This is a genomic window from Domibacillus robiginosus, assembly GCF_000966195.1.
Classification (GTDB): domain Bacteria; phylum Bacillota; class Bacilli; order Bacillales; family Domibacillaceae; genus Domibacillus; species Domibacillus robiginosus.
In genome coordinates this window covers 20236-46598 of sequence record NZ_LAHL01000009.1, presented here as the reverse complement: position 1 = coordinate 46598, position 26363 = coordinate 20236, and the positions used below count along the sequence as shown (strand labels likewise).

Genomic DNA, 26363 nt, shown 5'->3' with positions numbered 1-26363 from the left:
CATGGAAAAAGCGATTTTTGCAGGAGGCTGTTTTTGGTGCATGGTAAAGCCATTCCACGAACAGCCGGGCATTGAGTCTGTCATAAGCGGTTATACAGGGGGATACACGGAAAACCCCACGTATGAAGAAGTATGCAGCGGAGCAACCGGCCATATAGAAGCGGTTGAGATCACGTTTAACCCCGACGTTTTTTCGTATGAAAAGCTGCTGGATGTATTTTGGATGCAGATCGACCCGACAGATGCAACAGGTCAATTTTATGACCGGGGCCGCTCTTATATGCCGGCGATTTTTTACACAACGGAGAAGCAAAAAGGGCTGGCAGAGGAGTCAAAGGAGCGACTGAATGCAAGCGGCCGCTTCCAAAAGCCGATTGTCGTTGACATTTTGCCGGCGGAGCCGTTTTATCCGGCGGAAGAGTATCATCAGGATTACTATAAGAAAAATCCGGCACACTACAATGCGTACCAAACCGGCTCGGGACGGGCTGCTTTTATTCAATCACATTGGAGGGACGTACGATGAACAAAGAAAACTTAAAAGAAACTTTAACGCCTATGCAATACAGCGTCACCCAGGAAAACGGTACAGAACCGCCTTTTCATAACGAGTACTGGAATGAAACGGCTGAAGGCATTTATGTGGACCTGATTTCCGGCAAGCCGCTTTTTTCTTCCAAGGATAAATACGACGCCGGCTGCGGCTGGCCAAGCTTTACCAGACCAATCGAAGCGGCAGAAGTGCTTGAGAAACGGGATTTGTCGCACGGCATGATCCGCACGGAGGTCCGCAGTAAAACGGCTGATTCACACCTTGGCCACGTATTCCCGGACGGCCCGATGGAAGCCGGCGGCCTGCGATACTGCATCAATTCCGCTTCACTTCGCTTTATCCGGAAAGAAGATCTCGAAGCGGAAGGCTACGGCGAGTACAAAAACCTTTTTTAAGATAGTTCAGGCTGTTGAAATATGATGTTGTCCAGCTGCATCATCCTCAGAATCTACATGTTTAGTGACTGTTCTTAGTCGAAGCATAGAAGAAGCGGCATTCGCGGGACTCCGCTTTCCAAGGGGCAGGCGGTGAGCTCGTCTTCACCGCTTCGCGGCAAAGCCGATCTCACAGGGTGAAACAGACAGCGCGAAGCGATGGCTGGTTCGGTTCAGCGTTCGCTCCCTGCTGTTAGCGAAGCCGCTAGTCCGCAGCCCAATGACGCTGTTTTTTTTAAAAGAGGAGGCTCTTGCACTGGACTACCTTAGGATGAGCGAAGTCCGGTAGGCTTCAATTATCAGCTCTTTTTTTTGAAAGAGAAAGATTTTGTCTACACACTGCAAAGACCTTTTTTAAGGTCTTTTTTTTGAAAGGGGGGCAGTAGCATGCACAAATCTTTTTATCATTATTTAATGAAGTACCGGGAAGAGCCGCCGCGGGATGAGCTGGCCGCTTTTGCCAACCACGCCTTTGACGACCATTCGTTTCCGAAAGGAGCCGATTCTTACGATGAGCTGAGCCGGTATTTGGAAATGGATACGGATTATTTGCCGACGATGAGCGTCTTTGACGACGCATGGGAAAAATATACGCAGGATGAGTTAAACCAGTGAAACTTTTTGGATTGTTGTGCGTAAAACAAAGCAACGATAAAGAAATGGAGTGAAGCTGGATGGCATTGTTTAATAAGGCACTAGCGAGTATTGGGATCGGAAATGCAAAGGTGGACACGAAGCTTGAGCGGGCCAGGTACACAGCAGGTGATAGGATGCGCGGCATTGTGGAGGTAAAGGGTGGAAATGTAGCCCAGGAGGTCGACTCCATTTACGTGTCTGTCATGACGACATATGTACGGGAATCCAATGACCGCAAAGTAGTCGATGAAGCCGTTGTGGTGCGGGAAAAGCTAAATGAACCGTTTACGATTAAACCGGGTGAAGTGCGGGAATTTCCACTCGAAATGATGCTTCCGTATGAAACGCCGATTACGCAGGGAAAAACACGTGTCTGGGTGGCGACCGGTCTCGATATCAAGCAGGCGGTTGACCCTTCTGACAAAGACTACATTGAGGTACAGCCTACTGTAATTGCAGAAGAAGTGCTTGATGGCGTGCGGGCACTTGGCTTCCGTCTTCGTGAGGTAGAGTGTGAACATGCCCGTCTAACAAAATATCCATTTGTCCAGGAGTTTGAATTTGTTCCGGTTACCGGCGCTTATGCCGGGAAGCTGGATGAACTCGAAGTAACATTCCTACAGCAGTCAAAAGATGAAGTGGAAGTTCTGCTGCAGGTGGATCGCCGGGCCCGCGGTCTTGGCGGCTTTCTGTCTGAAGCGATGGGTACAGACGAAACCAATGTCCGCCTGCGTATCGGGCGCCAGCAGCTTTCCGGACTGCGCAGGCTGCTAGATGAAACCATCCGCCGCTTTGCTTAAGCATTGATAATTGGATGGGCGCAAGCCGCCGGCACCAAACATGCCGGCGGCTTTCTTGTGCGGTCATTCTTGTACTGCCCGCAAAGGTGGGATAGAATGAGATAGAAGCCATCCAGGCGAGAGAAGGCCCTTTAACGAAAATAGGGGCCGAAAAAAGCCAGTTTAAATGGGAATCTGTCCCACTGGCCTATTTTAATTGATGGAGGAATTAAATATGAGTGTACACATTGGCGCAAAATCAGGCGATATCGCCGAAACAGTCCTGCTTCCGGGAGATCCGCTGCGGGCCAAATACATTGCAGAGACGTTTTTAGAAAATCCAGTTTGCTACAACGAAGTTCGAGGTATGCTCGGCTTTACCGGTACATATAAAGGTAAGAAGGTATCCGTTCAGGGTACCGGCATGGGTGTGCCGTCGATTTCGATTTACGTGAACGAGCTGATTCAAAGCTACGACGTGAAAAATTTGATTCGGGTCGGCACATGCGGAGCCATTCAGCAGGACGTAAAAGTACGTGATGTGATTTTAGCGATGACGTCATCAACGGATTCCAGCATGAACCGCGTGACATTCCCGGGAATCGATTATGCACCGACTGCGGATTGGTCGCTTTTAAAAGCCGCACATGACGCAGGAACCGAAAAAGGCCTGCAGCTCAAAGTGGGCAGTGTTTTTACAGCAGATCAATTTTACAATGACAATGCAGACCATAAAAAATGGGCTCAGTACGGCATTTTGGCTATTGAAATGGAAACGACGGCGCTTTATACGCTGGCTGCTAAATTCGGCCGACGCGCCCTGTCTGTTTTAACGGTAAGCGACCATATTGTGACAGGTGAAGAAACGACATCAGAAGAACGCCAGACGACCTTTAATGAAATGATCGAAGTGGCGCTGGATGCGGCGGTTCAGGCGAAATGAGAAAAACTGCTTTAACGCTGGCAGCGGCATTGATGCTCGCCGGCTGTACGTCTGAAAAAGAAGAACCTGTAAAAGAAAGTGAACAAAACGCACCCCAAGAAGAAACGGTCAAGGAAGAAACCGGTCCGGTGATTGACGCATCGTATTTCAATCAATTGAAAGAGGTGGACGGTGTGCAGGAAATTCAAAACCCGGAAAACATGATGGTGCTTGTGAACAAAGAATTTGCGCTGCCTTCGGATTACAGTCCGCCGGATTTGGTCCGTCCAAATGTGAAATATTCATTCGGTGACCAGGACATTGAAAAAAGCTATATGAGAAGGGAAGCGGCTTCGGCACTTGAAACAATGTTTAAAGGAGCCGAAGAAGACGGGATTTATTTGTTTGCTGTTTCGGGCTACCGCTCCTACAGCCGTCAGGAAGAAATTTTAGCAGCAGGCGCTGCCGCCAGCAGCAGGGAGCAGGCATTAAAATCAATCGCGCCGCCCGGCATGAGTGAGCACCAGTCGGGTCTTGCCATGGATATTTCTTCTGAAAGCAACCAGTTTGAGTTAAATGAAGCCTTTGAAGCGACCGAGGAAGGCCGCTGGCTGAAGGATCACGCGCATGAATACGGTTTTATCCTGCGTTATCCGAAAGGCAAGGAAGACATTACCCAGTACATTTATGAACCGTGGCATTTTCGTTATATCGGCAAAGAAGCCGCAGCTATGATTTATAAAAACGACTGGACATTGGAAGACTACTTTAAACAGGTGAAACCGGCAGAGTAAGCAGCCGGCTTCCTTATTTTGTTATTCTTTAACCGGCGGAATGGTCCGCCGGCTTTTTTTAGTATGTTTTTGTTTTCAAAAAACGACGAAAACTGCTAAAATGAAAAGATCAGTGTACATAGATGATGAAAGCGGGGAACAAAATGGAAGAAGAAAAGCCGGAGCAGGGCCATTACGTCAAAATAAAACGATTTCCGTTTATTATCATGATTTTTGCGCTCGTGTTCATTACGGCGGCAGTGACAACACTTACGCTCGCTTTCGGTGACGAGAAAGCGGTCGAGGTTGGCGCACCGGACCGGTCAGAATTCAGTAAATTATATGAAGCATACGACAAAATTCAAAACACATATTATGAAGAAGTGGATCAGGAAACGCTCGTCAACGGTGCCATTAACGGCATGATTGATTCACTGAAGGACCCTTATTCAGATTATATGGATAAAGAAGAAGCGTCTCAGTTCCATGAAGAAGTATCAAGCTCATTCCAGGGAATCGGCGCCGAGGTGCAGGAGCAGGATGGCTATATTGTCGTCGTCTCACCGATCAAAGGCTCTCCTGCCGAAAAAGCGGGCTTAAAGCCGAACGATATGATTCTTTCCGTGGATGGAAAAAGTATTCAAGGCATGAGTGCATCAGAAGCCGTGCTGTTAATCCGCGGTGAAAAAGGATCAAAGGTGACACTGGAAGTACGAAAAGCCGGAACGGAAAAACCGCAAAAGATGACGATTGTCCGCGACGATATTCCGATTGAAACGGTGTACGCGGAAATGGATAAAAACAAAATTGCCCATATTCAAGTAACGAGCTTTTCCGAGCATACGGCTGAAGAGTTTCAAACAGCCATTGACGACATGGAAAAGAAAGGTATGAAAGGTCTCGTTCTTGACCTTCGCCAGAATCCAGGTGGTTTGCTCGACCAGGCGATCAAAATGACCAATCTTTTCGTACCGGAAGGCGAAAACATTTTGCAAATTGAATCCGGCGGCAAAACGGAGGCGTACAAAGCAGAAGGCGGCGAAAAATTGGATGTGCCAACTGCCGTACTCATTGACAGCGGCAGCGCCAGCGCGGCAGAAATTATGGCCGCAGCCTTGAATGAGTCAGCTGATATTCCACTGATTGGTGAAAAATCCTTCGGAAAAGGAACCGTTCAGTCGGCCGAGGATTTCAGCGACAGCTCCAACTTAAAGCTGACGACAGCCAAATGGCTGACACCGGATGGGACGTGGATTCACAAAAAAGGCATTAAGCCGGATGCGGCCGTAGCACTTCCTGATTATGCGAATTTAATGTATATTAATCCGGAATCGAAGCTGCAGCTTGAAACGATGTCAGACGAAGTAAAAACAGCCGAACAAATGCTGTCAGCCCTTGGCTATGACCCGGGCAAAGCAGACGGTTATTTTGATGAAGAAACAGAAAGTGCTGTAAAAGAATTTCAGCAGTCTGCGAAGCTAGAAGAAACCGGAATTCTAACGGGTGCTTCAACGACGAAGCTGATGGAAAACCTTCGCTTAAAGCTTGAACAAAATGATACGCAGCTGAACCGGGCGATTCAGTCCGTGCAGGCAAAAATCAAATAAGCAAAGCCTCTCCTTTTGAAGGAGAGGCTTTTTTGTACATGCAGGGAGCGAATATGTATTTGCCTCTGGCCAAATAAGGAAAAGAAGCATAAAATAAAAATCGGGTCATAAAGGAGGGTCTTTTTTGGCAGATTGGCATGTATTATATGAAGCGCTATGGAAAGGACGCACATTTACGGATATTGATGAAGCCATAAAAAACGAGCTTGAAGATAAATTAAACCATCCGCGCCTTCGCAGGGAGCCGGAACAAAAATTGATCGAGGCGGTTCGGCGGGTTTGCGCATCATCTTTAACGGATACAGAAAAAGTGACGTTACTTTCAGTTTATTTGGACAGTTTTGACGAAATCAAACAAAAGGATTGATTTTATACCCTGTCGCGTATAAAATAAAGCAGGAAATGGATGGAGGGAAGCAAAGATGGCGGTAGTGATCACGGCCGTGGCAGTGCTTATATTAGCAGAGGTACTGCTCATTGGCTATAAGCGTTATTGGCCGGTGAAAGTAAAACGCATTCTGCCCGAGGAAGCAGACGGGCATCCCGTTATTGATGTTCGGGACTGGCAGGAAGCGAACCGGCTTCCGCTCGAAGGAGCAGAGCTTATTCCATGCGGCTATATTCCGCGCAATGCAGGTAAATTTGGCGGCCAGGAAGTATATATCGCCGCTGCTTCAGCAGTAGAACGGAATTTTTCAGTCCGCCTGTTGAAAAAATACAACATTCGTGTCAAAGGCTTTATTTGCATGGATGGCTCCATTTAAGCTGGTGCTTTTGCACTGGCTTTTTGCATTTGCAAAAAAAAACATCACGCGATTTAGCGTGATGTTTAAGAGTGTAGATAGAGTTAAAAAGCAGCCTGAAGCATCACGTAGCCTGGCGTGATGTTTTTTGGCGCTGAACCATGCGCAGACGCACGGACAGAGTGATGGCACCGCAGGTTAAGCCGGTAATTAAGCCGATCCAATAGCCGTACGCCCCCCAGTCCGTCCAGCGGGCAAGTGCCCAGCCAAGCGGCAGTCCGATGACCCAATAGCTGATCATTGTCATCATAAACGTGACATTCACATCCTTATAGCCGCGAAGCGCTCCCTGCACCGGCGCCTGTACGGCATCCGAAAGCTGAAAAAGAGCCGCATACAGTAAAAAAGAAGCGGTCAGCTTGAGCACCTCGGAGTCGGTTGAATACAAATGAGCAATAGCGTCACGGAATGTAAAGATAATCACCGTGCCGAGTGCTGCAATGCCAACCGCTGTTGTAATGCCAATCACGCTGTAGCGGCGTGCGTCGTGATACCGTCCGGCACCCGCTTCAAAGCCGATCACAATCGTAAGTGCCATCGAAATGCTGAGCGGAATCATATACGTCAGTGAAGCGAAGTTTAGGGCCGCCTGATGGGCTGCAATGACATTGGTGCTGTATTCACTCATTAGCAGTGTCACAGCGGAAAAAATGCTCGTTTCAAAAAAGATCGACAGTCCGATTGGAAGCCCCAGCAGCAAAATTTCCTTCCACTTTGCAAGGGATGCACGCGGAAAACGCGCAAACAGCCTGAAAGCAGAAAACGGCTCCTTGCGCCAGACGATCCAGACCGCCAGCAGGAAGATAAGCCAGTAGCTGATCGCAGATGCGTAGCCGGAGCCAACGCCGCCGAGCTCTGGAAAACCGAATTTCCCGTAAATAAGCAGAAAGTTAAACGCTACATTAACCGGCAAGGTCATGACGGTAATGATCATCGATGTGCGGGTCATCCCCAGTGCATCAATAAACCCGCGCAGGACCGCTGTTAAAAAAAGCGGCAGGATCCCGAATGACAGCCCGATCACGTACTCGTATGCAATACGGCGGACATTATCGGTTAAATTCATCAGCCCAAGCACCGGCTCCAGCAGCACAAAGCCGAGCGCATAGGTAAGAGCTGATATGATCAGCGCCACATAAATCCCCTGCATTACCGAGAATGACGCTTCCTCCCGACGGCTGCTGCCCATCAAATGGCCGACAATGGGCGTAATCGACAGCAAAATACCACTCAGGCCTGTGTAAACCGGCATCCAAAGAGAGGAGCCGACCGCCACACCAGCCAGATCGTCCGCACTGTAATGCCCCGACATGATCGTATCAAAAAATGTCATCGAAAACATGGCAATCTGCGTGACGAGAATAGGAATTAAAATAAATAAAAACTGGCGCACCTTGGCGCGCGTTGTGGCCGTTTCAATCAAGCCGATCATCTCCTTCACCGTCCAATAGTATAGCACAAAGAGGGACCCTTTGTTCCCTTAATCTCGTTTTATTTTCCGGAGGGTTCGGACGGTGCTTTCGTAATAAAAGAGTTCATGAAAACGACACGGCGCTGGAGGGAGAAGGGGGCACCTGGTCTGCCGGCAAACGTGGTGAGGGAGAGGATTTGCAGTCTGATACGCGGCAGAGTTCTCGCCTGCACTCGAACGGGTGTTTATACAGCTTTCATTTCAAAAAATCATATAAGTGTTTTCGTCATGATAAAATCAATTTGTTCTTCCTCACCCATATAAAAAGAGTGGGCTCCAGCTTGAACAAATCCCATTTTCTTATAAAAAGCAATCGCATTTTCATTTTTTTCCCATACACCCAGCCAAATTTTCTTTTTATTGCGCTCCATCGCCTTTTCCATCGCTTTATGGAGCAGATATTTACCAAGCCCGTGTTTTTGAAATCTGCTCTTTATATAAATTCTCTCGATTTCAAGTGATTCCTCACCCATTTCCTCAGACTGCGCATCATTGATATTGACCTTTACATACCCGGCGACTTCATGATGAACATAAACAAAAAAGAATTCCGAGAACATATTGGATAATTCTTTTTCTAATTGTTTTATGTTAAATGCTTTTTCCAAATAGGCATTCATATTTTCGGGTGAATTTTGCTGCCCAAATGTTTCAGTGAATGTTTCAATACTAATTTCCTGAAGCTTGCGTGAATCTTCAAGGGTACACTTTTTTATATTGATCGTCATGTTAATCGGATGCTCCTTTATGTCACCAATCATTTTTTTCTCTACATGCTTTATTCATTTATTATAATACTTTTTGTTGTATTTACAACAAATATAAAAAGAAACTTTGTCTCTTCTCAACGAACCGCCCTTTTTCATTAGGTACATTACTTTACAATATCCTATCAATCTTTATCATAAATAATCAGAATTTGTTTTGGGTGAGTAAACTTTTTAATAAATCTAGACCGCAGCCATATTGCCCCCGTGAAAACGCAAAAAGGAACTGAGTGAATACAAACCAATTTATATGATACAAGACTACTTGCCGCTTCTGTATCAAGCTATTCAACAGGGTATTCAGCCATTAACAGGCATACTGCGTCGTTTGTACAAGCTTTTGGAAAAAAGGACGAAAATCCCGCCGGTATGAGAAAAAACGTTTTTGATATTCTCGGTGTTATATACAAGCGAAGAAGAATGATGAAAATAACTGCATAAGCAAAAAACGCCCAAAACGGTCGTCTATTTATCATACCTATTCTTAAACAAAGGGAGCAATTAACTCATGCAGAAGGCTGCCTGTTACTTGAAGCAGTACTGGATGTAGGAAGAGGGCAGTTTGTTTCCAGATCTTCCCGCACAAAGCTTTTACGGCTATGTATTCACAAAAAAACTCTCATCGCTGAGAGTCTTTCTTTGCCTCAAGTAAAAGGGTAACAGCCATCATGTACGTCAAGTTAATCGACATGGAAGCAAATGCGGCTTTTTCCGAATGTACAGTGGTCATGCAGTGCCAGGCTGAGATTGGGGAAGTACTGCCGTCTTTGGAAGAAGAATAGATTGATGGTTTTGATGATCCTCTCCAAAACGTTAGACAACTTTTTGGCTGCTCTTTTTTACGTTCCATACCCGCTTACTTTTCATCCACGTATGTGATTCCCTGAATATGACAAATGTCTTTTCTTAAATCAGGCGTATCAATAAAAACAAACACCTGATACTTGGGATTGTTGCGGTTTCGCATTGTATGCTCTAAATCATGGCCTTTCCTGATCAAGTCCATGGCAAGTGATTTTTTATAGATGTTTTTTAGTCCCGGTTTTTCTCCGGTTACATCGCTATTTGTTTCCAGCTCCGTTTCTTCTGGTTCTTCCTTCCATGCCGAAATAAATTTTTCATAAACACGTTCCATGGCCTGGGGATTTAAATGTGTGTAAATCCAGCGCCCTTCAACCAAAGGAATATTTTTCTTTTTACTGCCGTTTTTTGCGATGAATAAATCTGACTCGCTTGTGCGGATGCCTGCTTTCTCGATGATTTTAACGGTTTTGTTTACATCATATTTGATGAAGTAATCCCAAAACTTGCGAAAGCAGCCGGCATATGATTTGTCTATGATCACTAATTCGGTGTTGTTTACATCGAATGTATAAGTATGTTCTGTGTGTATCGTGTCTTCCATTATGTATTTCCCTCCTGTTTTATAATGATGATCAATCATTTTACTTTACCAGCTCATCAAGAATCTGCGCTGATTTATAGTCGTATAACTAGAAATAATCAATCAAATACAAGGCTTCCTTTTCCTTTAATACGTCTGCCAGGGTCTGCAAATCTCTTAATATGTATGAAGTGCAGTCCGGATCACAAAGCCCATCAAGAAAAACCGACAATTCGAAATGATCGCCAATTCTTGCTTTTTCATGATAGCCCATTAAGACAGTGATCGCACTTTTAACCCAATCTCTGTTCATGCTTCCAGCTCCTATATTTCGTGATAATTCCATTTTAATACAGAGAAAATGGGCAGCCCAGACTTTTTTAAAATAAAAATGCTGAACTCCTATCATTTTGATTGATGATGGAATGTACCGGACAAACTGCCAGTGGAAAGAGCGCTTCTCTAGGTAAAAAGGTGCATTTTCGGGATAAGTGAAACATTTTTCCATTTTCTTCGTAAAGAAAAAAGAAGGAAATAGGAGAGATGCACCCGATAAATTCGGCCTCAATTCCTCATTCTTGCGAAGGGAAAGGAGCGATTTTTGTTGATGTCATGGCTGTCTTTGCTGCTGGCGGTGTTGATCGCTGCACTTCCATTGACGATTTACCGAAGGAGAAAATATGGTGTAACGGGCTGGAAAAGCTGGCTGGCACCGGTTTGCTTTTTTTCAGCCGGACTAGTCGGTTTGATCCAGCTCTGGCTTCCTGTATTCGGCATATATGCGTGGCTGATTCAACTCATTTTACTGATTGCTGGAAGCTACTTCACGAAGTATATGCTGCCTGCGCAAAAGGAGCAACGGACCGAATGAAATACTACATAAAAAGAGGAGATATAACCGCCCTGGAGGACCTCATCAATAGGCGGCTGGTCCTGCGAAAAGAAGGCGGAGAAACAGTGGAGGAAAACGAAGAAACAAGCTGGCAGATAGCGAAAGCGGACGGATAAACCACCTCCATCAGCTGGCTTGTTTCGTTTGAGCGGCCGTGAAGCATATGTAAGAAACATGTACACACGGACGGAGCATCGAAGACAATGATGGAAAAGGTAATAAAGTTTTTAAAAATGAAGAAACTACACAGCTTCAGTTTTTTTCATGCAGCTAATTCTGTAAAAGCTTACGTTTATCCAGCTCCTTTAAGATCGATGCTTTTTTTCCTCGTCCATTCTTATAGTTTGTTAACTGAATGTGATAGTAATTTACATATTCAATCAGGGCAAAGCCATAAACGAAGACAGCCAGGAAAGCCTGGAAAGGGGAGAGCTGCCCAATCAAAATATTGAGTATCAATATAATAGGAAAGCAGGCGAGAAGCACACCATTTATCTTTTTGAATACGCTTAGAACGTTGCCGAGGTTAGGAAAAACGTTTCTTTTCGTTCTTATTCTCTTCCATTTTATAAACCAGTAAAAACTGGCCTGCAGCAAGATAAAATTCAACAGGAAAAACAGCGCGAAAAGTAAAGCAAAATGATTCATTGGATGAACCGAATGATACAAATACAAAAAAGAAAAAACCACTGCTGAAAAAAACTCTCCTGTACACAAATATAAAAGCCTTTTTTCTAATTCTGCCAAAGCTGTTCACCCATTCTGATATCATTTCTCATTCTTGTGGCCGGGTCGAGAGCACTTGATACCAAGCTTTCCTGAATTTGTGTACCCAGCATATAATCCCTAACATAAATAGCACCTATACGTTTCTATTATTTATCGAAACACCTCGACCACTTTGTTCCGAAATGCCTCGTCGCGGATCAGCCGCAGTTGGAACTCATTTAAGCCGTTTGACAGCCGCGCTCCGTCCAGCATGGTTAAACCATCTGCGAAAAGAGCCAGCTCCAGCTGCCGTCCGTCCTTTGTGGTCGCATAAAGGGCTTCCGTGCGGACAAATGCAGTCGACCCGCCTTTTTTTCCGGCATGGGCCAGCCATTCCCGGTTTTCGGGTGATTCCATCAGCTGCTCCAGCACCGGGGATAAAAACGAATAAACCGATTCCGGCAGAAGGGAGCGGCTGTTGAGCTTTGCCATAATCGATACATACTCTTCTGTGGTCGAGCGTGCCAGCCGGTCTGACCAGATGCGCTGATTGGGAACGCTCATCAAGCGGTACAGTGCTTTTTTCTCTGCTTTTGTCGGCGGGCTGGACGCGAACCGCTCATGAAGTGCCGTGGCGCGCTGCCGGTAATCAGAAAGACTCATTCTTTTAAGCGCCTGTATCGCCTGCTTTCGATTGCCTCCATGCTCATGAACGAGCTGGACCGGCACAAACAGCGAGCCCGCCAGCGGATAAATCGGTTCATGCCGGTCGAGGCCAAACAAAGCAAGAACACCGTTTATCTCTTCAAGCCCAAGCAGTGCCAGCAGGAAATCAGTATTGGCGTTGGAGCTATACGCGATCATGCCGCGTGCCACTTCACGAAGCGGCACCGACTCACCGTAACCTATTTTTTCGACAGAGCCCAGCCAGGCTGCATGGGCACCACCGTCCGTTCTCGGAACGTAATAACGCTCAAGCGCCTGAAGCGTCACCCGTTCCTCCGGATCAATTCGTCCTTCAGCTGCCTGGCGAGCATACTCAACCGCCACAATGATTTTTATCGTACTCGCCAGCGGCAGACTCACATCCCCGTTCACATTCACCACCGTTTCCCCGTCCAGCCGCACCGTTAAAGCCGCTCGTTTCTCCGCGGCGTGATCACGGACAAGCTGCCACACGTCATCCGGCCCCGCTTGTTTTACCTTGCGCGAGAACACAGTACTCAAAATGAAAAAAATGAAAACGAGGATGAGTACTGATCCCCCCAGGCTCCATAACAAGAAATTCATTGTCCTTCACTCCCCGATGTTTGCTTTCTTTTCCTTACGCAAGGGAATGAAAAAAGTTTCATGGGATGAATTCTTTAAGAAAATAAGAAGCCTGCAAATTATCCAAAAAGCGACAATTCTTCATGGGTATTTGCTAAAATAGTTTCATAGGCAATAAAAGGAAGAAACCTTGATAGAAAAGAAGAGTTTTGCAGAAAATCTCAAAGCTGAATATCTGACGAAAAAACGGCGAGCATTACAGCAGGATATCAGTTTATCTATTGAAAGGATCTGTGAAAAATGAAGAACTGTAAAATACCTGACTGCGAGCAGGAGCACTACGCACGCGGCTTTTGTGAACAACACTACAATGAAGTTGTAGAAAATGGGGAATCAGAGCGGCTTCCCGTTGTACCGCGTGGTGGGGAGAATCAAAATCTTTCCTTCAAGCTGAATGAGGCTTTGATCAATAAACTTTACGACGAGACCGTTAGAACGATGCACAAACCATTGTATAAGGGAATTAATGGACCAGTCCTGAATCAGCTTTTAACGCTGGCCATTAATCTGGCCGGCTGTCATTCCGCCAGTCGTTTATTTATGGCAGAAATGATTGATGATTTAAGAGGGCTGGCAGAAGCAAAGAACAAGGTTCGTTTTCTGGAAACGCTGGAAAACTGGCAGCAAAAACACACAGATTTCGAGGGGACCAGTAAAAATACGACGCGGGAAAATATATTTACATTAAAGTAGTCAGAGCGTTGCCTGTATGTTTAAGTTCTTATTATAACGATAGCATTCAATGACTAGGAAACTATGATTCAGGCCATTTCAGTACACACTTTATAAATATGATAATAATTCCTGTTTTCTCAGAACCCTATTACAAAACTTCAAATTTACAGATATAATCAGTTTAGTAAACTAGGGGGAGAAAATATATGAAAAGGCCATTTGCTTTATTAGCCAGTGTAGTTTTTACGCTTGGCATTGCAGCACCATTTGCTCAGGCAGCATCATTTAAGGATGTTTCCGAAAGCTACAGATTTCATGAGGATATTGATTATTTATCAGACATAGGAATTATTTCTGGTTTTCTGGATGGCCGGTTCATACCGGATACGCAGGTAACTCGTGCACAGGCAGCGATTATGATTGGCCGTGCATTTGACGTAGATGGTACAAAGCGATCGACGGTGTTTAATGATGTAAGTCCATCAAGTGTGGCATCCGGATATATTGCACAAGCGGTAGAGGGAGGCATTGTTAGTGGCTTTCCAGATGGAACATTCCGTCCTAATGAGCCGGTTACTCGGGGACAGCTGGCGATCTTGCTGACACGTGCTTATGAACTGACGGAGACAGCTCCGGTATCATTTAAAGACGTATCAAAGGATTCGGCAGCTTATTCATACATTGGTAAGATGATTGCGGCTGGTATCACATCTGGTTATACAGACAATACATATCGCCCTAACATAGCTGTAACACGCGGTCAATTTGCCGCGTTTATGTCGCGTGCTATTGATGCGGTAGATACTTCTGAGCCGTTGCCGGATGGACCTACCTTATATGTAGATTTCTTAAATGTCGGCCAGGGGGATGCCATTCTGCTTTGGTTCCCAGATGGGCAGACGATGATGGTCGATGCCGGCCGGTCGGATGCTGATATTAGAGAAGCAGTTAACGGATTTGGTCCAGGCTTTACCGTTGATACTTTTGTGGCGACACATCCAGATGCTGACCATATTGGTGGGGCCGATGCTGTGATTAAAGATTTTGGTGTTAAAACCGTCATTGATTCCGGCCAGGATCATACAACGAACACGTACCTGGATTATCTGGCAGCCATCCAGGCATCAGACGCATCTTTTAAAGTAGCAAAAGAAGGACAGGATATCTCGCCAGATCCGTCTGTTTCAGTAAAAGTGCTGCACGCAGACAGCCAGGCAGCGGATTTAAATGAAGGTTCAATTGTTCTTAAAGTGAGTTATGGTGATTCGGATTATTTGTTAACTGGCGACGCCGGTATTGAAGTAGAAAACGAGATCATGGCTAAATATGATTTGGATGCAGAAGTATTAAAGGTTTCACATCATGGTTCTTCTACGGGCACATCAGCAGCCTTTTTAGCTGAGGTTAGCCCTAGTGATGCGATTTTATCTTATGAAGAAGGGAACACATATGGCCATCCTCATTCTGAAGTGCTGAAGCGCCTGCTTGATTATGGCGTTAATGTATGGAAAACGCCAGAAGGCAACATCGGAACTTGGACAGACGGCCAGGAGATTCATTTCACACAGGGGATTGACGAACCGCCGACGGTAGAAGAGCCGGTGGAAGGAAGCAGTCCAGTTGAAGTTGCCAGCAAAGATTTAACCGGAGAAACAGTTGGCATCAAGAATAGTGGCGCTAGCAGTGTAGATTTGTCCGGCTGGAAGCTTGTAAGCGTTCAAGGAAACCAAACGTACACATTTCCTGACGGCTACGTCTTGGGGGCAGGAAAGACTGTTTATGTCACCTCAGGGCCGAACGCAAAAGAGCAGCAGCCAACGTATCTGAAATGGACAACCTCTAACATGTGGGCCAATATCGGAGATCCAGCACAGTTATTTGATTCAAACTGGGAAATCGTAAGTGTGATGGATTGATGAAAAACGGTATATATACAATCGAGTCTATTGAAAAAGGCCAGGCGAAGCTGTTATGGCGTGAAGATGAATCGATTGAAGAGCTGGTAGAAGTCGAAAAGCTCGGGGCTAATGTGAAGGAAGGGGACTTGATTAAAATTGAGTCTCTTCCAAAAGGGCTCCAAATTGACCTTTTAGAAAAGGAAACGGAAAGTATTAAGGAAAAGGCTAGAACCATTAAAGAGCAGCTGCTTAAGAGAAGGGAAGAAAACAACTGAAAACAGCCGTATCAGTCAGTAGCTGGTACGGCTGTTTATCTTTTAAAAGGGCTTCTTTTTAAAAGACATGAATATAATGAATGGAGTACTCTTGCGCTTCATTAAAATCAAAAGCTTTTCAAAGGGAGTTATACCGTTATGCAGCGGATTAAATTCATGATCAAACAATTCTTAATGGAGCCTTTGTGGTTTAAAACATTAATCTCTGTCACTTTACTTAGCTCAATTATTTTTAGCAGTTCATTTTTTTCGTATAATGCCTATTACCAAGGGGTTTCTAAATTAGCTGCAGCTATCTTTTTCTGTGCGTATGGCATTAAAATGCGGAGAAATCGCAGGAATTCTGCAATCTTATTTACTGCGGCCATTATATGTTTTTATCTATCAATTCTGGCACAGTATCAATAAGGCTTTTCTTTTCTGCTTATCTAGGAAGTTCAAACTAACCTGATCAAGCGTAATCAATGAGCAAAAGCCGTATCAGTTATTATCCTGATACGGCTTAACTTTATCAAAAACAAAGGAAGAAAATCTCACTAATTTGAAAGTTTAAAATTTGCTTTATGGTAATGTATAAATGTTCCTTAGATAATTTAATGGAAAGGAGAGGCGTATTCTTTGTACTTTTACTCGGCACCTACTTTATTAAATTAAAAGGGGGTTAATTAATTGTGACGAATGGATTAAAGAATGGAATTATGAAAAAATGCACCAAAGAAAAAACCTCTACACTTCAGCTCACCTCAGAAAAACAAATAAGTCCCTCAACATCTAGATATTTCAGAAAAAAATCTTCATGGATTCTCTCAAGTCTGCTTACTTTAGGTTCATTAACCACTGGCATAGCGACAGGTAATCCTGTCTCAGCTGTCACAAACGTACCTGCCAGTAATAACGCTACATGGCAAATTCAAGATGCCGCCCCGCCTGGTCTTGATACTGGTAGTATACGAGCTTTAAGCCAATCTCAAGTTCAAGGGTTTGGCAACATTTTTGTAAAGGTATCGACCACGCCGGAACCGCGTCTCAATGGAGAAATGATGAGAGGTTTTGGGCTTCAATTTGATGGGAAGGACACCTTTGAAACTACACAGGCTGTGAACCTTGGTGGTATACATATTACACGAGAAGTCAAGGTCGCCACTGGTAGCAACTGGACAAGATTTTTTGATACATTTACCAACACTAGTAAGAAAGCTGTTATAGTCGATGTTTCATTTGGAGGTGCTCTTGGTTATGGCGCGGGGTCTAACCATGCCGCAATAAAAAGTACATCTGATGGAAACCAGAACATTGATAAAGATGATACCTGGTCATTAATGGCGACTTCGGATACAAGACAGCGCCCAGTAGGAGTGGTCATAGGAAAGTCTGGATCGCTTGAACGTATGGGTAACCAAGAACGTAATCCCTTTGATACACCCATGGCAGAAAGCGGGAATGAATCTAACTTTTTTGGATTTGTTGACAGCTTAACGATTAAACCAGGAGAAACGAAGTCGCTTGCTCGATTTGTGCTCGCCGGGACGACTGGTGCAACAGCGGAAGAGAAAGCTGTTAAAGAACTTATCAGCCTTTCATCAAATCCGGATTTCTCAGATTTATCAACAGAGGAGATTTGTTCTTTGGATAACTGGAATGTGTCGAAGCTTTCAGGTTTGGAAGCTAAAGCTTGTCCGTCGGTTAACCATTTAAATACCCCTCCTCCTGGTAAAACCGTTGAACCTTACACTACCTCCCGTTACGACGTCGTCAATAAGTCTATTGCAGAAATGCAGCGGGATATGGAAAAGGGAGTTACGACTTCAGAAGAAATTACACGAGCCTATTTAGATCGAATTGCTGTATACGACTCTGGACAATTTGGCTTTAACGCATTTATTCATGTTGCCGATGACGCAATTAAACAAGCGAAAGCAGCAGACCGGGCAAGAAAGAAAGGTGAAAATGGAGAACTTCTAGGTATTCCCATTGCTATCAAAGATTTGTTCGATACAAAAGATATGCCAACTACTGGTGGAACGTTAGCACTCGAAGGCTGGCAGCCAGATTCAGATGCTTATCAGGTTGCAAAGCTTCGAGAAAGCGGGGCTGTTTTAATCGGAAAGACTAACCTTTCGGAATTTGCTAATTCGGGCGGTTACAGTGAAAGTGGTTGGGGGCAAGTTTGGAATGCACTTTACCCGTCTAAAACTTCTTTTGGTTCAAGTGGAGGGTCTGCCGTTGCGGTTGCTGCTAGTATGGCTGCAGGCTCTCTTGGCACCCAAACAGGGGTATCTTTATACGCGCCAAGCGTAGGCGCCAGCTTGACTACGTTCCGTGGTACAGATGGTATGGCAAGCACAAGCGGAGTGATTCCTCTGACGTGGGGACAGGATTATGCTGGTCCGATTGCACGTACAGTTACAGATCTTGCCTATTTACTCAATGCGACTACAGGAACGGACCCGTTAGATATGTTAACGACAGAGGCTGATTCACACCGGCCGGATGATTGGACGGCTTACCTAGATGAGAATTCTTTGGCAGGAAAGCGTATTGGTTATATTCCAAGCTCTTTTGTTTCATCATATGCCGATGACGGTACTGGAGAAGCAGCAATGGAGCACTTTGCTGATATAGAAGCAGCCGGAGGAACTATGGTGGAAATGAAATCTCCACCTGGTGGAGGAAGCAGCCCGGGAGGAAGTCGGAACATAGAAGGATGGGCACGGTATATTGAGTTACACAATGATTTTCCTTATAAAGATGGAAATACCGTTTTAGCTTCTCCGCGTGTACTTCCATATAATCAGCAGCAATTGCGTGACACACCGCGCATGACTTCAAGTCAAGTCGATGCATGGCTTCAATATCGGGCTAATTATAAGCAGGTTATTGCCCAATGGATGGCTGACTACGATGTTGATGCAGTAGTTTATCCAGGCTTTATAAGCGATATGTATAACAACGATGGTGCTAGCAACCAACATACAGCTGACCGAGCAACTGGTGTTTTAACGTCAAATGTAGGTTTACCAACGGTAGTTGTCCCGGTGGGTACAAACTCGCATGGCTACTCTATTTCTATGCAGCTAGTGGGTACGGCTTGGAATGACGCACAAATACTTGGGATGGGTTATGCGTTAGAGCAGCAGGCACAAGGCCAGCAGCTTTCTAATTTTGCGCCTCGGCTTGAATATCAGTCTAAACGTCCGCAGCATTCATATGAAAAAGGGCGTCCAAGTCATTCATACCAAACAGGTCGACCAGCTCATGCGAATTCCACTGGAAGACTTTCAGAAAAGGAATATAATGAATAAGGTAAGAGGTCGAAAGTTAGCTTCATTCTAAAAATAAAAGAAGCCGTATCAGTTATCATGCTGATACGGCTTTTGCTAATTAATTATCCCTCTCCAACAACAGATACTTCTAAGCCAGCTGGAGAAACTCTGCTGTCTATATATAGGCTGTTTCCATTTGAGAAATCATATGATTCAACAAGCGGATAAGGCGATTCATAATGATGTGTCCATTGCTCTGTAGGCTGAAGGCTTTTTAAGTATTCGAATGCTACACTATAATCTGCAGTAAACGCTGGAGTAATATGGGTAACGATTGCAACTGGTTCATTGTCTTTAATACGATAATTCCCATTACTGTCGAGGGTGAAGTATCTAAAGCCAGCCCAAAAATTATCTGATATAGCTACATACACAAGGGCTGAACCTTGAGAAACCATTGATTCTTGGGATACCGGAATTTCAGCTTTTTGCTTAAGCGTGGCAAAGGTATCGTCTAAGGTAACATTGGTTCCTTTTAATCTTCCATTTTTTGCATCCGCAAAAATGGTGTCGTAGAGAGGAGAATTTGTTCTGTAAAATTCATACCCACCAACGGTTTTTGTATTGAAAGGTTCATATTCATAAAATAGATCATTTAATAACCATTTTCCGGATTGAAGCACCAGCTCATATTTAGCATAAAAAATACCCTGACTAAATTTATAATGGTCTTTAGTAATTGATTCAAAAACAATCTTTGTATCTGTTTGACTAAGGATTCTAAAACGTTGCTCTACTTCGGCGCGAGGGTATAAATTATAAGTACTTGGATTTACAGGAGCATAATAATATTTAGCCTCGTTTTGAATATAGGAAGTAGTGGCATAAGCCGCTAGTTTCTTTTCTATGTTAGCAAAAGGTTTAGCCACTCCTTTTTTCAAATCCATGTTTCCAAGCATAATCTTTTGCATGCCTGCAAGAATTTCATTTGTACGCTTTTTAATGGCATCTTCTTTTAAGGATTGTTCCGTCACTTTAAAACGATCATCCATTACACGTGCAAAAAAAGCAGCAAACTGCGCGCGCGTGACGGGTTCATTTTCACGGAAAGTTCCATCTGCGTATTTAGCTGTAACCCCGTTCGATTGTAGGGCAGCAATCGCATTATAACGAGTATGAGTAGATGGAATATCTTTAAAAGAAGGTGCGCCACTAACTTTTAAATTGAAAGCCCGCTGCAGGTAAACAGCCATTTCTCCCCGTGTTAACACAGCATTTGGTTTAAAATATTCTCCCTTTAAGATAACCCCTTGTTCAACCAAAGCGGCAATATCTTTGTAGCCAGCAGTTTTTGTATTTACATCCTTGAATCCAGGATTCGGAGCACTCATTTGGCCAAGGTCTAATGCGCGTCCGAGCATAATAGCCATCTGATGCCGTTTGATTGTGTCATTTGCTCCGAATTTTCCGTTACTATAACCGCTTATGACACCTTCGTTTGATAAAAAGTAAATTTCTTCACGTGCCCAATGATCTTGTCGCAAATCACTAAATGCATTTGTTGCAAAAGCTTGCTGGGTTCCGGCAAGAACTAGCAAAGAAAAAAGCAAAGCTGCCAAACATTTTTTCATTGTAAACCTCCAACCTGTTATTCTTAGAACGATCTTTCGCATGCGAGCCCACATAGCTCATTTAATATTCACACCCAACACCATCTCCATCGCGATCCAGATGAGGGCCGTAACCAGGATCACCAGCATACACAGGAGCAGCACCAGCTGCTTGTGCTGCAGAACAATTATCATAGAATTCATAGGTAGTAGAAGTAGAAGGTTCAGAAGAAGCTACACTCTCTGTTTCATCAAAAGAAGCTGATGATGAACTACTAGCATTAGCCGCTATAGTACTGTTTAAACTCGCGACTTCCTCAGTAAGGCTGTCTCGCTCAGCTGTAACCGTTTTATTTTCTTCCGTTAAGCGGGATACTTCTTCTTCAAGCGTAGCAACTTTACTGCCTAGAGAATCTTTTTCAGCTATAGCTGCTGCTTGCGCTTTTTCCAGCTCCTCAGTGTACTCTTCAGTATCCGTTACTTTTTGTGTTAATGATTCAACCTCTTCTTTTAATTCGGCTATTTCATTCGTAAGGTTAGTGTTTTCAGCAGTTGTTTCTTCAAGCTTTTGAGCAGCGTTAGTATCATCTATAACCATTGCACCTACGAAAAGGATGATACCGCCGATCAGGGAAGGATAGAAAATTCGCCAGGACAAATAATATTTGGTGCTGAATAAGCTTCTGAGAAAATGAAAAATAAGGTACAAAACAGCAAAAATAATTAGACCTAGACCTAACAAACCTAATGCAGCCATTTAAATTACACCTCCTTTATGAATTTTCTTGGTAGTTAGTTACTTGAGGGTAATAAAATCAACTGAGTCTATTATCCTGCGTGATAAAGGTAATTACTACTATTTTTTGTCGACAAATTACTACGAAAAATGTCATATTTACATAGTGTTGATCTGTTTTGATGAAATCCCGAACGTTAAGCTCCCCAACTTAGAGAGAATAGGCCATGAAATACATGCAAATGATTGGCAGACGATCATTCACAAGATTTCAACGCACAACTTCCTAAAAAAATAAAAAAAGGGCTGCACACCGGATGATCCGCTGCAGCCCTTTTTATTGATTACAGCTTTTTCTTTCCATCCCGCCGCGCAATCTCCTCTGTAACGATAAAAGCAAGATCATCATTGCCAAAAAGAGACAGCACTCCGAGCAGTGTTTCATCCGGCACCTCGCCGGCTTCTTCTTTCGGTACTGTTAAAGCCAGCGCGTCTTTTAACGCCTGATTCTCCGCTTGATCCGGATAGGCTTTTAAGTATACGGCTTCCGGGTCCAGGTCGTGATTGATGCACCATTGCGCAAACACGAGAATCATCATATTCTCTTCTTTATGGTAGCTCTGCACAATAAATTCTTCCATTTCCTTTGACATTTCATCTCTCCTCACACGTATTGCTTTGCTTCATTGTATCGGGATCACCTTCCGCACTCAAGCACCACACTTGTTTTAGGAAAAAAGTTCCACCTCAATCTGTTCTATCATTGGAGATTTTAAGCTGGAAGTCAACAAATTTTCACAGGCATTTGTTAAAATCATAGGAAACAAATAAAGGAAGTGTCTAAGGATGCCAGTCCATAACAAGCTCGTCCGTGATCGTATTTTAGAAGTGATCGAAAAAGCGGGCAAGACCTATACATCGCGTATCTTGGATGAAAAAGAATACATACAAGAAGTGAAAACAAAAATGCACGAGGAATTAGCCGAATATGAAGGTGCCGAAAATGATCAGGATGCAGTGGAGGAGCTGGCTGATTTATTGGAGCTGATTCATGCAGCGGCAGCGATCCACGGAGCGACAGCCGAAGAGCTAGAAGCAGTGCGCCGTGAAAAAGCAGAAAAGCGTGGGGGATTCAGTGACCGCATTTATTTAATTGAGGTAGAGGATGACTAAGCTACAGCTGATCACCTCGCAATTATTGGACGTCATTAACCGTCTTGCTGATGAAGCAACAGAGATTGATATTTTAACCTCCTTTGTTATGAAGTCCGGCGTGAAAAAATTGGTTCCCGCCTTGCAAAGGGCAGCGGCACGGGGAGCGGAAATTCGGATTGGAACGGGTGATTACCTGCATATTACCCAGCCGGATGCGCTGCAAATGCTGGTTGAAGAAGTGCCGGAAGCAGAAATACGTCTTTACAAAAGCGGCGGCCGTTCGTTTCATCCAAAAGCGTATTTGTTCCGCCTTGGTGAAAAGGGACATGTGATTATCGGGTCCTCTAATATGTCGGCATCTGCTTTAACCGGCGGCGTCGAGTGGAATGTGGCGGCCCAAAATGACCGTTTGTTTGAAGAGGCGCTTGCTGCGTTCGAAGCCATTTTTTATCACGAACAAACTGTTCCGGTGAACCAGGAAACCGTTCATGACTACCGCGGCCGTTACACAAAGTTTCATGAAAAAAACGCGCTTCGTGCAGAATGGACGGAAGCAGAAGAAGTCGATGCCATGTTTTCTGAGCCAGCCGGACAGGAATCGATGGTGGCAGAACAAGGAGAAACGTATACGGTTTTATCGCCCCGGCCTGCCCAGGAAGCGGCTCTTGCGGCACTGGAGCAGACGATGGAGGAGGAATATGAGCGGGCGCTTGTTGTGATGGCGACCGGGCTTGGCAAAACGTATCTGGCCGCTTTTTTTGCAAGGCACTTTAAGCGGGTGCTGTTTGTCGCTCACCGCGTTGAAATATTGGAGCAGGCAAAAAAATCCTTCCTGCATGTGCATCCGGACCGAACAGCGGGAATTTTAAATGGTACCACAAAGGAAAAAGAAGCGGATATGATTTTCGCCTCCGTTTTTACGATTAGCTTGAAGCATCATCTGCATACGTTTGAGCGGGATGCTTTTGATTTAGTTGTTATTGATGAGTTTCACCATGCTGCCAGTCAGTCGTATCAAAAAGTACGCGACTACTTTACACCAACATTTTTCCTTGGCATTACCGCGACGCCGGACCGGATGGATAACAAGGATGTATATGGCATCTGTGATGGAAACGTCGCCTACCGGATTCATTTTATGGAAGCGATCCAAAAGCAATGGCTCGCGCCGTTTCATTATTACGGTGTGTATGATGACACTGATTATTCGGCACTGACGTGGCTTGGCAGCCGCTACGATGAAGAAGAATTGTTAGCGGTGCAGCTGCGCGCCGATATGGCAGAAAAAATCATCAACGCCTGGCGCACGCACAAGCAGACGAGAACCATTGCATTCTGCTCCTCTATTCGGCAGGCAGAATTTTTAAGCCGGTATTTCAATGAAAACGGCTTTCGTACGATTGCGCTTCATTCCGGTACAAAAGAGATCTCGCGTCCAGCGGCGATTTCGATGCTGGATCAAGGGGAGCTGGATGTGATTTTTACTGTTGATTTATTCAATGAAGGGACGGATATCCCTTCTGTTGATACGATTTTATTTGTGCGCCCGACTGAATCGTTAACGGTGTTCACCCAGCAGATCGGCCGCGGCCTGCGGACAGCACCAGGGAAAACACACTGCGTACTGATTGACCTGATTGGCAATTACCGTAATGCCGATGTGAAAATGCGCGTGTTTGATACCGAGCCGGACCGCAAAACAAGAGACGTCGTTCCGGCTGTGCCGGCATCCTGCATCATCGACTTTGATTTAAAAGCGGTTGAATTGCTCGAGGAGATGAACCAAAAGCGCAACCCGCGAAAAGAACAGCTGCATATCGCTTATGAAGCGTTAAAAAAAGAACTGGGCCGCCGTCCATCTTATCTGGAGCTGCACTTGCACGGGGCGGTCGACAGTAAAATGGTGAAGGAATTTTATGGTTCTTATCCTGCTTTTTTAGCAGCAGTCGATCAACTGACCGAAGCAGAAAGCGGGGCATTTGAAGCCTTTGCACACTGGTTTGCGGAAGTAGAAAAAACAGGTATGAACAAAAGCTATAAAATGGTCGTGCTCCGCTACATGCTTTCAAAAGGTGCAGAACACTGGCTCGACCCGATCACGCCAGCAGAAGCAGCGCCTTATTTTCATCAGTACCTGACCGCTAAAGAATACCGAAAGCGAATTGATTTCTCCGACCGGCAGGGAAAAAAGCTGGAGCAGTATAACGAAAAAGCAGTGGCTGATTTGATCGCTAAAATGCCGATGACAAAATGGAGCGGAAGCAGCAAAGGGCTGATTGGATTTGAAAACGGCCAATTTCACATTCAGCTTGAAGCGGCAGGGAATGAAGAAGTGTTCGAGTGGACGAAGGACATTTGTGAGTACAGACTGCATGCGTATTTTGAGAGGAAAGAAAAGAAGTAACGACAGGACGCATTTCAATTGTATAGATGCTTATTGTATGAACGAAGCAGGTTAGTGAAAGAAAGCCTTAAGGCTACAAAACGGTGCACAGAATGTCGGACGGACATATTCAGCTCCTGATATTCTATTGATGAAAGGAGGTCAAAAAATGGATTTGCTTAAGAGCATGAATGATGCAATGAGGTATATCGAAAATAACCTCACTAACGAAATAGATTTCAAAGCGGTGGCAAGGATCGCTCATTGTTCCGAATATCATTTTAAAAGGATGTTTTCTTTTCTTGCAGGTATTACCTTATCAGAATACATCCGCCGTAGACGACTTAGCCTGGCCGCATTTGAGCTTACCAATAGTAATATAAAAGTAATTGATGTTGCGATGAAATATGGATACAGCTCACCGGACTCTTTTACGAGAGCCTTTCAGCATTTACACGGTGTAACGCCATCAGAAGCAAGACACGATGGACAGCAATTAAAAGCCTATCCACTCATGACCTTTCAACTATCAATTAGGGGAGGAAATGAAATGAATTACCGAATCGAACAAAAAGAGGCATTTAATATAGTGGGTATCATGAAAAGAGTTCCCATTATTTTTGAAGGAGAAAACCCGGAAATCACAGAAATGTGGAAGTCCTTGACTATGGAAAAAATAGACGAATTAAAGAAACTTTCTAATGTTGAGCCTAAGGGGATGATTCAAGCATCTGCAAATTTTTCAGAAGGACGCATGGAAGAGAAAGGAGAGCTTGATCAGTATATAGGAGTGGCAACGACACAAGCATGCCCTGAAAAATTTTCAAAGCTTAAAGTTCCTGCTTTAACGTGGGCGATATTTGAATCAACTGGACCTTTTCCTGGTGCGGTACAGGAAATCTGGGGAAGGATTTATTCTGAGTGGTTTCCATCTTCCAATTATCAAGTAACAGAAGGACCTGAAATTTTGACAATTAAAAGTAAAGATTTAACCTCACCATCGGTAAAAAGTGAAATTTGGATTCCAGTATTAAAAAAATAAATGTAATTTTAGATCACTGAGCTGTTTCGTCAGCTCTTTTTTTATTTTTACTATTCTTAACAGATAGGATGAATGTGAATGTTTTCAATTAAATTATCGGGGCTTTTGTTCAATATCTAACGTTATTAATAAGCCGAAAATATGCAAATTTTTAATCATTTCTTGCATGTTTTCGGGCTTTTTCTATTTAAAAAAACATACTGCCATAAACAGCATTTTGGATTGTCAAATGCAACGAACTCCCATAAATCGGGTAATTCTTCAATCA

26 protein-coding genes and 1 pseudogene are annotated in these 26363 nt (G+C 44.3%); 19 read left to right on the top strand and 8 right to left on the bottom strand.

Annotated features, from left to right (window positions below; all coding sequences use genetic code 11):
- Position 1: 1 nt before the first annotated feature.
- The 9 genes from msrA to VP97_RS05225 all read left to right on the top strand — a co-directional run bounded on the left by msrA (position 2) and on the right by VP97_RS05225 (position 6468).
- On the top strand, positions 2 to 526 hold the full coding sequence (gene msrA, locus VP97_RS05265) for a peptide-methionine (S)-S-oxide reductase MsrA (protein ID WP_050180646.1): 525 nt from the start codon (positions 2 to 4) through the stop codon (positions 524 to 526).
- The gene (gene msrB / locus VP97_RS05260; protein ID WP_050180645.1) at positions 523 to 948 is read left to right on the top strand and encodes a peptide-methionine (R)-S-oxide reductase MsrB; all 426 of its coding nucleotides are present in this window, start codon (positions 523 to 525) and stop codon (positions 946 to 948) included. The genes msrA and msrB overlap by 4 nt, the downstream gene beginning before the upstream one ends.
- Positions 949 to 1374: 426 nt before the next feature.
- Entirely contained in the window at positions 1375 to 1602 is a 228-nt protein-coding gene (locus VP97_RS05255; RefSeq protein ID WP_050180644.1) for a YozE family protein, read from the top strand.
- A gap of 59 nt (positions 1603 to 1661) precedes the next feature.
- Complete coding sequence (locus VP97_RS05250) at positions 1662 to 2423, top strand: sporulation protein (RefSeq protein ID WP_050180643.1); 762 nt, start codon at positions 1662 to 1664, stop codon at positions 2421 to 2423.
- A 214-nt stretch (positions 2424 to 2637) separates the two neighbouring features.
- Positions 2638 to 3345 carry a purine-nucleoside phosphorylase gene (deoD, locus tag VP97_RS05245; RefSeq protein WP_050180642.1) on the top strand — a complete coding sequence of 236 codons (708 nt, stop codon included), beginning with the start codon at positions 2638 to 2640 and terminating at the stop codon, positions 3343 to 3345.
- Entirely contained in the window at positions 3342 to 4118 is a 777-nt protein-coding gene (locus VP97_RS05240; protein WP_050180641.1) for a M15 family metallopeptidase, read from the top strand. Before deoD ends, VP97_RS05240 begins: the two co-directional genes overlap by 4 nt.
- Before the next feature lie 143 nt (positions 4119 to 4261).
- Entirely contained in the window at positions 4262 to 5704 is a 1443-nt protein-coding gene (locus tag VP97_RS05235; protein ID WP_245629842.1) for a lmo1851 family serine protease, read from the top strand.
- A 124-nt stretch (positions 5705 to 5828) separates the two neighbouring features.
- Positions 5829 to 6071 (top strand): hypothetical protein, encoded by a 243-nt coding sequence (locus tag VP97_RS05230; protein ID WP_050180640.1) that lies wholly within the window; start codon positions 5829 to 5831, stop codon positions 6069 to 6071.
- A 55-nt stretch (positions 6072 to 6126) separates the two neighbouring features.
- Positions 6127 to 6468, top strand: a complete 342-nt coding sequence (locus VP97_RS05225) for a hypothetical protein (RefSeq protein ID WP_050180639.1) — start codon at positions 6127 to 6129, stop codon at positions 6466 to 6468.
- Between the two features lie 103 nt (positions 6469 to 6571).
- On the opposite strand, the gene VP97_RS05220 is transcribed toward VP97_RS05225, so the two are convergent.
- Together VP97_RS05220 and paiA are read right to left on the bottom strand one after the other, a co-directional pair.
- Positions 6572 to 7930, bottom strand: a complete 1359-nt coding sequence (locus VP97_RS05220; RefSeq protein ID WP_050180638.1) for an MATE family efflux transporter — start codon at positions 7928 to 7930, stop codon at positions 6572 to 6574.
- A 257-nt stretch (positions 7931 to 8187) separates the two neighbouring features.
- On the bottom strand, positions 8188 to 8706 hold the full coding sequence (gene paiA, locus VP97_RS05215; RefSeq protein WP_050180637.1) for a spermidine/spermine N(1)-acetyltransferase: 519 nt from the start codon (positions 8704 to 8706) through the stop codon (positions 8188 to 8190).
- A gap of 250 nt (positions 8707 to 8956) precedes the next feature.
- Between paiA and VP97_RS24455 the strand changes: the two are divergent.
- Positions 8957 to 9186 (top strand): annotated as a pseudogene (locus VP97_RS24455) (IS4 family transposase); the annotation flags it as partial.
- A gap of 415 nt (positions 9187 to 9601) precedes the next feature.
- On the opposite strand, the gene VP97_RS05210 reads toward VP97_RS24455, so the two are convergent.
- A complete protein-coding gene (locus VP97_RS05210; RefSeq protein ID WP_050180636.1) occupies positions 9602 to 10150 on the bottom strand; it encodes a hypothetical protein in 549 nt (182 codons plus the stop codon).
- A gap of 88 nt (positions 10151 to 10238) precedes the next feature.
- Positions 10239 to 10442 (bottom strand): hypothetical protein, encoded by a 204-nt coding sequence (locus VP97_RS05205; RefSeq protein ID WP_050180635.1) that lies wholly within the window; start codon positions 10440 to 10442, stop codon positions 10239 to 10241.
- A gap of 291 nt (positions 10443 to 10733) precedes the next feature.
- Here VP97_RS05205 and VP97_RS05200 point away from each other — a divergent pair, with 291 nt between their 5' ends.
- Both VP97_RS05200 and VP97_RS23725 read left to right on the top strand, forming a co-directional pair.
- Positions 10734 to 11000 (top strand): hypothetical protein, encoded by a 267-nt coding sequence (locus VP97_RS05200; RefSeq protein ID WP_156153424.1) that lies wholly within the window; start codon positions 10734 to 10736, stop codon positions 10998 to 11000.
- The gene (locus tag VP97_RS23725) at positions 10997 to 11137 is read left to right on the top strand and encodes a hypothetical protein (protein WP_156153423.1); all 141 of its coding nucleotides are present in this window, start codon (positions 10997 to 10999) and stop codon (positions 11135 to 11137) included. Before VP97_RS05200 ends, VP97_RS23725 begins: the two co-directional genes overlap by 4 nt.
- A 763-nt stretch (positions 11138 to 11900) precedes the next feature.
- Here the strand turns inward: VP97_RS23725 and VP97_RS05190 are convergent.
- On the bottom strand, positions 11901 to 13019 hold the full coding sequence (locus tag VP97_RS05190) for a serine hydrolase (RefSeq protein ID WP_050180632.1): 1119 nt from the start codon (positions 13017 to 13019) through the stop codon (positions 11901 to 11903).
- 279 nt (positions 13020 to 13298) lie between these two features.
- Here VP97_RS05190 and VP97_RS05185 point away from each other — a divergent pair, with 279 nt between their 5' ends.
- The 4 genes from VP97_RS05185 to VP97_RS05165 all read left to right on the top strand — a co-directional run bounded on the left by VP97_RS05185 (position 13299) and on the right by VP97_RS05165 (position 19208).
- Positions 13299 to 13751: a hypothetical protein gene (locus tag VP97_RS05185; RefSeq protein ID WP_050180631.1), complete on the top strand. Its 453-nt coding sequence runs from the start codon at positions 13299 to 13301 to the stop codon at positions 13749 to 13751.
- A 188-nt stretch (positions 13752 to 13939) separates the two neighbouring features.
- Complete coding sequence (locus VP97_RS05180) at positions 13940 to 15649, top strand: S-layer homology domain-containing protein (protein WP_050180630.1); 1710 nt, start codon at positions 13940 to 13942, stop codon at positions 15647 to 15649.
- Positions 15649 to 15906 (top strand): DUF3006 family protein, encoded by a 258-nt coding sequence (locus tag VP97_RS05175; RefSeq protein WP_050180629.1) that lies wholly within the window; start codon positions 15649 to 15651, stop codon positions 15904 to 15906. Before VP97_RS05180 ends, VP97_RS05175 begins: the two co-directional genes overlap by 1 nt.
- A 671-nt stretch (positions 15907 to 16577) precedes the next feature.
- On the top strand, positions 16578 to 19208 hold the full coding sequence (locus tag VP97_RS05165) for an amidase (protein WP_050180627.1): 2631 nt from the start codon (positions 16578 to 16580) through the stop codon (positions 19206 to 19208).
- A gap of 83 nt (positions 19209 to 19291) precedes the next feature.
- Here the strand turns inward: VP97_RS05165 and VP97_RS05160 are convergent, their stop codons facing one another.
- The 3 genes from VP97_RS05160 to VP97_RS05150 form a co-directional block, all read right to left on the bottom strand.
- Positions 19292 to 20800, bottom strand: a complete 1509-nt coding sequence (locus VP97_RS05160; RefSeq protein ID WP_050180626.1) for an S-layer homology domain-containing protein — start codon at positions 20798 to 20800, stop codon at positions 19292 to 19294.
- Between the two features lie 61 nt (positions 20801 to 20861).
- Complete coding sequence (locus tag VP97_RS24340; RefSeq protein WP_216594918.1) at positions 20862 to 21536, bottom strand: excalibur calcium-binding domain-containing protein; 675 nt, start codon at positions 21534 to 21536, stop codon at positions 20862 to 20864.
- 323 nt (positions 21537 to 21859) lie between these two features.
- Positions 21860 to 22168: a hypothetical protein gene (locus tag VP97_RS05150; protein WP_050180625.1), complete on the bottom strand. Its 309-nt coding sequence runs from the start codon at positions 22166 to 22168 to the stop codon at positions 21860 to 21862.
- Between the two features lie 193 nt (positions 22169 to 22361).
- Here VP97_RS05150 and VP97_RS05145 point away from each other — a divergent pair, with 193 nt between their 5' ends.
- The 3 genes from VP97_RS05145 to VP97_RS05135 all read left to right on the top strand — a co-directional run bounded on the left by VP97_RS05145 (position 22362) and on the right by VP97_RS05135 (position 26095).
- Entirely contained in the window at positions 22362 to 22688 is a 327-nt protein-coding gene (locus VP97_RS05145) for a nucleoside triphosphate pyrophosphohydrolase (RefSeq protein ID WP_050180624.1), read from the top strand.
- Positions 22681 to 25074, top strand: coding sequence for a DEAD/DEAH box helicase family protein (locus VP97_RS05140; RefSeq protein WP_050180623.1), 2394 nt, complete (start codon positions 22681 to 22683; stop codon positions 25072 to 25074). The genes VP97_RS05145 and VP97_RS05140 overlap by 8 nt, the downstream gene beginning before the upstream one ends.
- A gap of 148 nt (positions 25075 to 25222) precedes the next feature.
- On the top strand, positions 25223 to 26095 hold the full coding sequence (locus VP97_RS05135; RefSeq protein WP_050180622.1) for an AraC family transcriptional regulator: 873 nt from the start codon (positions 25223 to 25225) through the stop codon (positions 26093 to 26095).
- Positions 26096 to 26363: the final 268 nt, after the last annotated feature.

What these genes read in the sequence shown, in the direction of transcription:
- msrA (WP_050180646.1), top strand. Translation starts at nt 2, where the DNA reads ATGGAAAAAGCGATTTTTGCAGGAGGCTGTTTTTGGTGCATGGTAAAG.
- msrB (WP_050180645.1), top strand. Translation starts at nt 523, where the DNA reads ATGAACAAAGAAAACTTAAAAGAAACTTTAACGCCTATGCAATACAGC.
- VP97_RS05255 (WP_050180644.1), top strand. Translation starts at nt 1,375, where the DNA reads ATGCACAAATCTTTTTATCATTATTTAATGAAGTACCGGGAAGAGCCG.
- VP97_RS05250 (WP_050180643.1), top strand. Translation starts at nt 1,662, where the DNA reads ATGGCATTGTTTAATAAGGCACTAGCGAGTATTGGGATCGGAAATGCA.
- deoD (WP_050180642.1), top strand. Translation starts at nt 2,638, where the DNA reads ATGAGTGTACACATTGGCGCAAAATCAGGCGATATCGCCGAAACAGTC.
- VP97_RS05240 (WP_050180641.1), top strand. Translation starts at nt 3,342, where the DNA reads ATGAGAAAAACTGCTTTAACGCTGGCAGCGGCATTGATGCTCGCCGGC.
- VP97_RS05235 (WP_245629842.1), top strand. Translation starts at nt 4,262, where the DNA reads ATGGAAGAAGAAAAGCCGGAGCAGGGCCATTACGTCAAAATAAAACGA.
- VP97_RS05225 (WP_050180639.1), top strand. Translation starts at nt 6,127, where the DNA reads ATGGCGGTAGTGATCACGGCCGTGGCAGTGCTTATATTAGCAGAGGTA.
- paiA (WP_050180637.1), bottom strand. Translation starts at nt 8,706, where the DNA reads ATGACGATCAATATAAAAAAGTGTACCCTTGAAGATTCACGCAAGCTT.
- VP97_RS05210 (WP_050180636.1), bottom strand. Translation starts at nt 10,150, where the DNA reads ATGGAAGACACGATACACACAGAACATACTTATACATTCGATGTAAAC.
- VP97_RS05205 (WP_050180635.1), bottom strand. Translation starts at nt 10,442, where the DNA reads ATGAACAGAGATTGGGTTAAAAGTGCGATCACTGTCTTAATGGGCTAT.
- VP97_RS23725 (WP_156153423.1), top strand. Translation starts at nt 10,997, where the DNA reads ATGAAATACTACATAAAAAGAGGAGATATAACCGCCCTGGAGGACCTC.
- VP97_RS05190 (WP_050180632.1), bottom strand. Translation starts at nt 13,019, where the DNA reads ATGAATTTCTTGTTATGGAGCCTGGGGGGATCAGTACTCATCCTCGTT.
- VP97_RS05185 (WP_050180631.1), top strand. Translation starts at nt 13,299, where the DNA reads ATGAAGAACTGTAAAATACCTGACTGCGAGCAGGAGCACTACGCACGC.
- VP97_RS05180 (WP_050180630.1), top strand. Translation starts at nt 13,940, where the DNA reads ATGAAAAGGCCATTTGCTTTATTAGCCAGTGTAGTTTTTACGCTTGGC.
- VP97_RS05175 (WP_050180629.1), top strand. Translation starts at nt 15,649, where the DNA reads ATGAAAAACGGTATATATACAATCGAGTCTATTGAAAAAGGCCAGGCG.
- VP97_RS05160 (WP_050180626.1), bottom strand. Translation starts at nt 20,800, where the DNA reads ATGAAAAAATGTTTGGCAGCTTTGCTTTTTTCTTTGCTAGTTCTTGCC.
- VP97_RS24340 (WP_216594918.1), bottom strand. Translation starts at nt 21,536, where the DNA reads ATGGCTGCATTAGGTTTGTTAGGTCTAGGTCTAATTATTTTTGCTGTT.
- VP97_RS05150 (WP_050180625.1), bottom strand. Translation starts at nt 22,168, where the DNA reads ATGTCAAAGGAAATGGAAGAATTTATTGTGCAGAGCTACCATAAAGAA.
- VP97_RS05145 (WP_050180624.1), top strand. Translation starts at nt 22,362, where the DNA reads ATGCCAGTCCATAACAAGCTCGTCCGTGATCGTATTTTAGAAGTGATC.
- VP97_RS05140 (WP_050180623.1), top strand. Translation starts at nt 22,681, where the DNA reads ATGACTAAGCTACAGCTGATCACCTCGCAATTATTGGACGTCATTAAC.
- VP97_RS05135 (WP_050180622.1), top strand. Translation starts at nt 25,223, where the DNA reads ATGGATTTGCTTAAGAGCATGAATGATGCAATGAGGTATATCGAAAAT.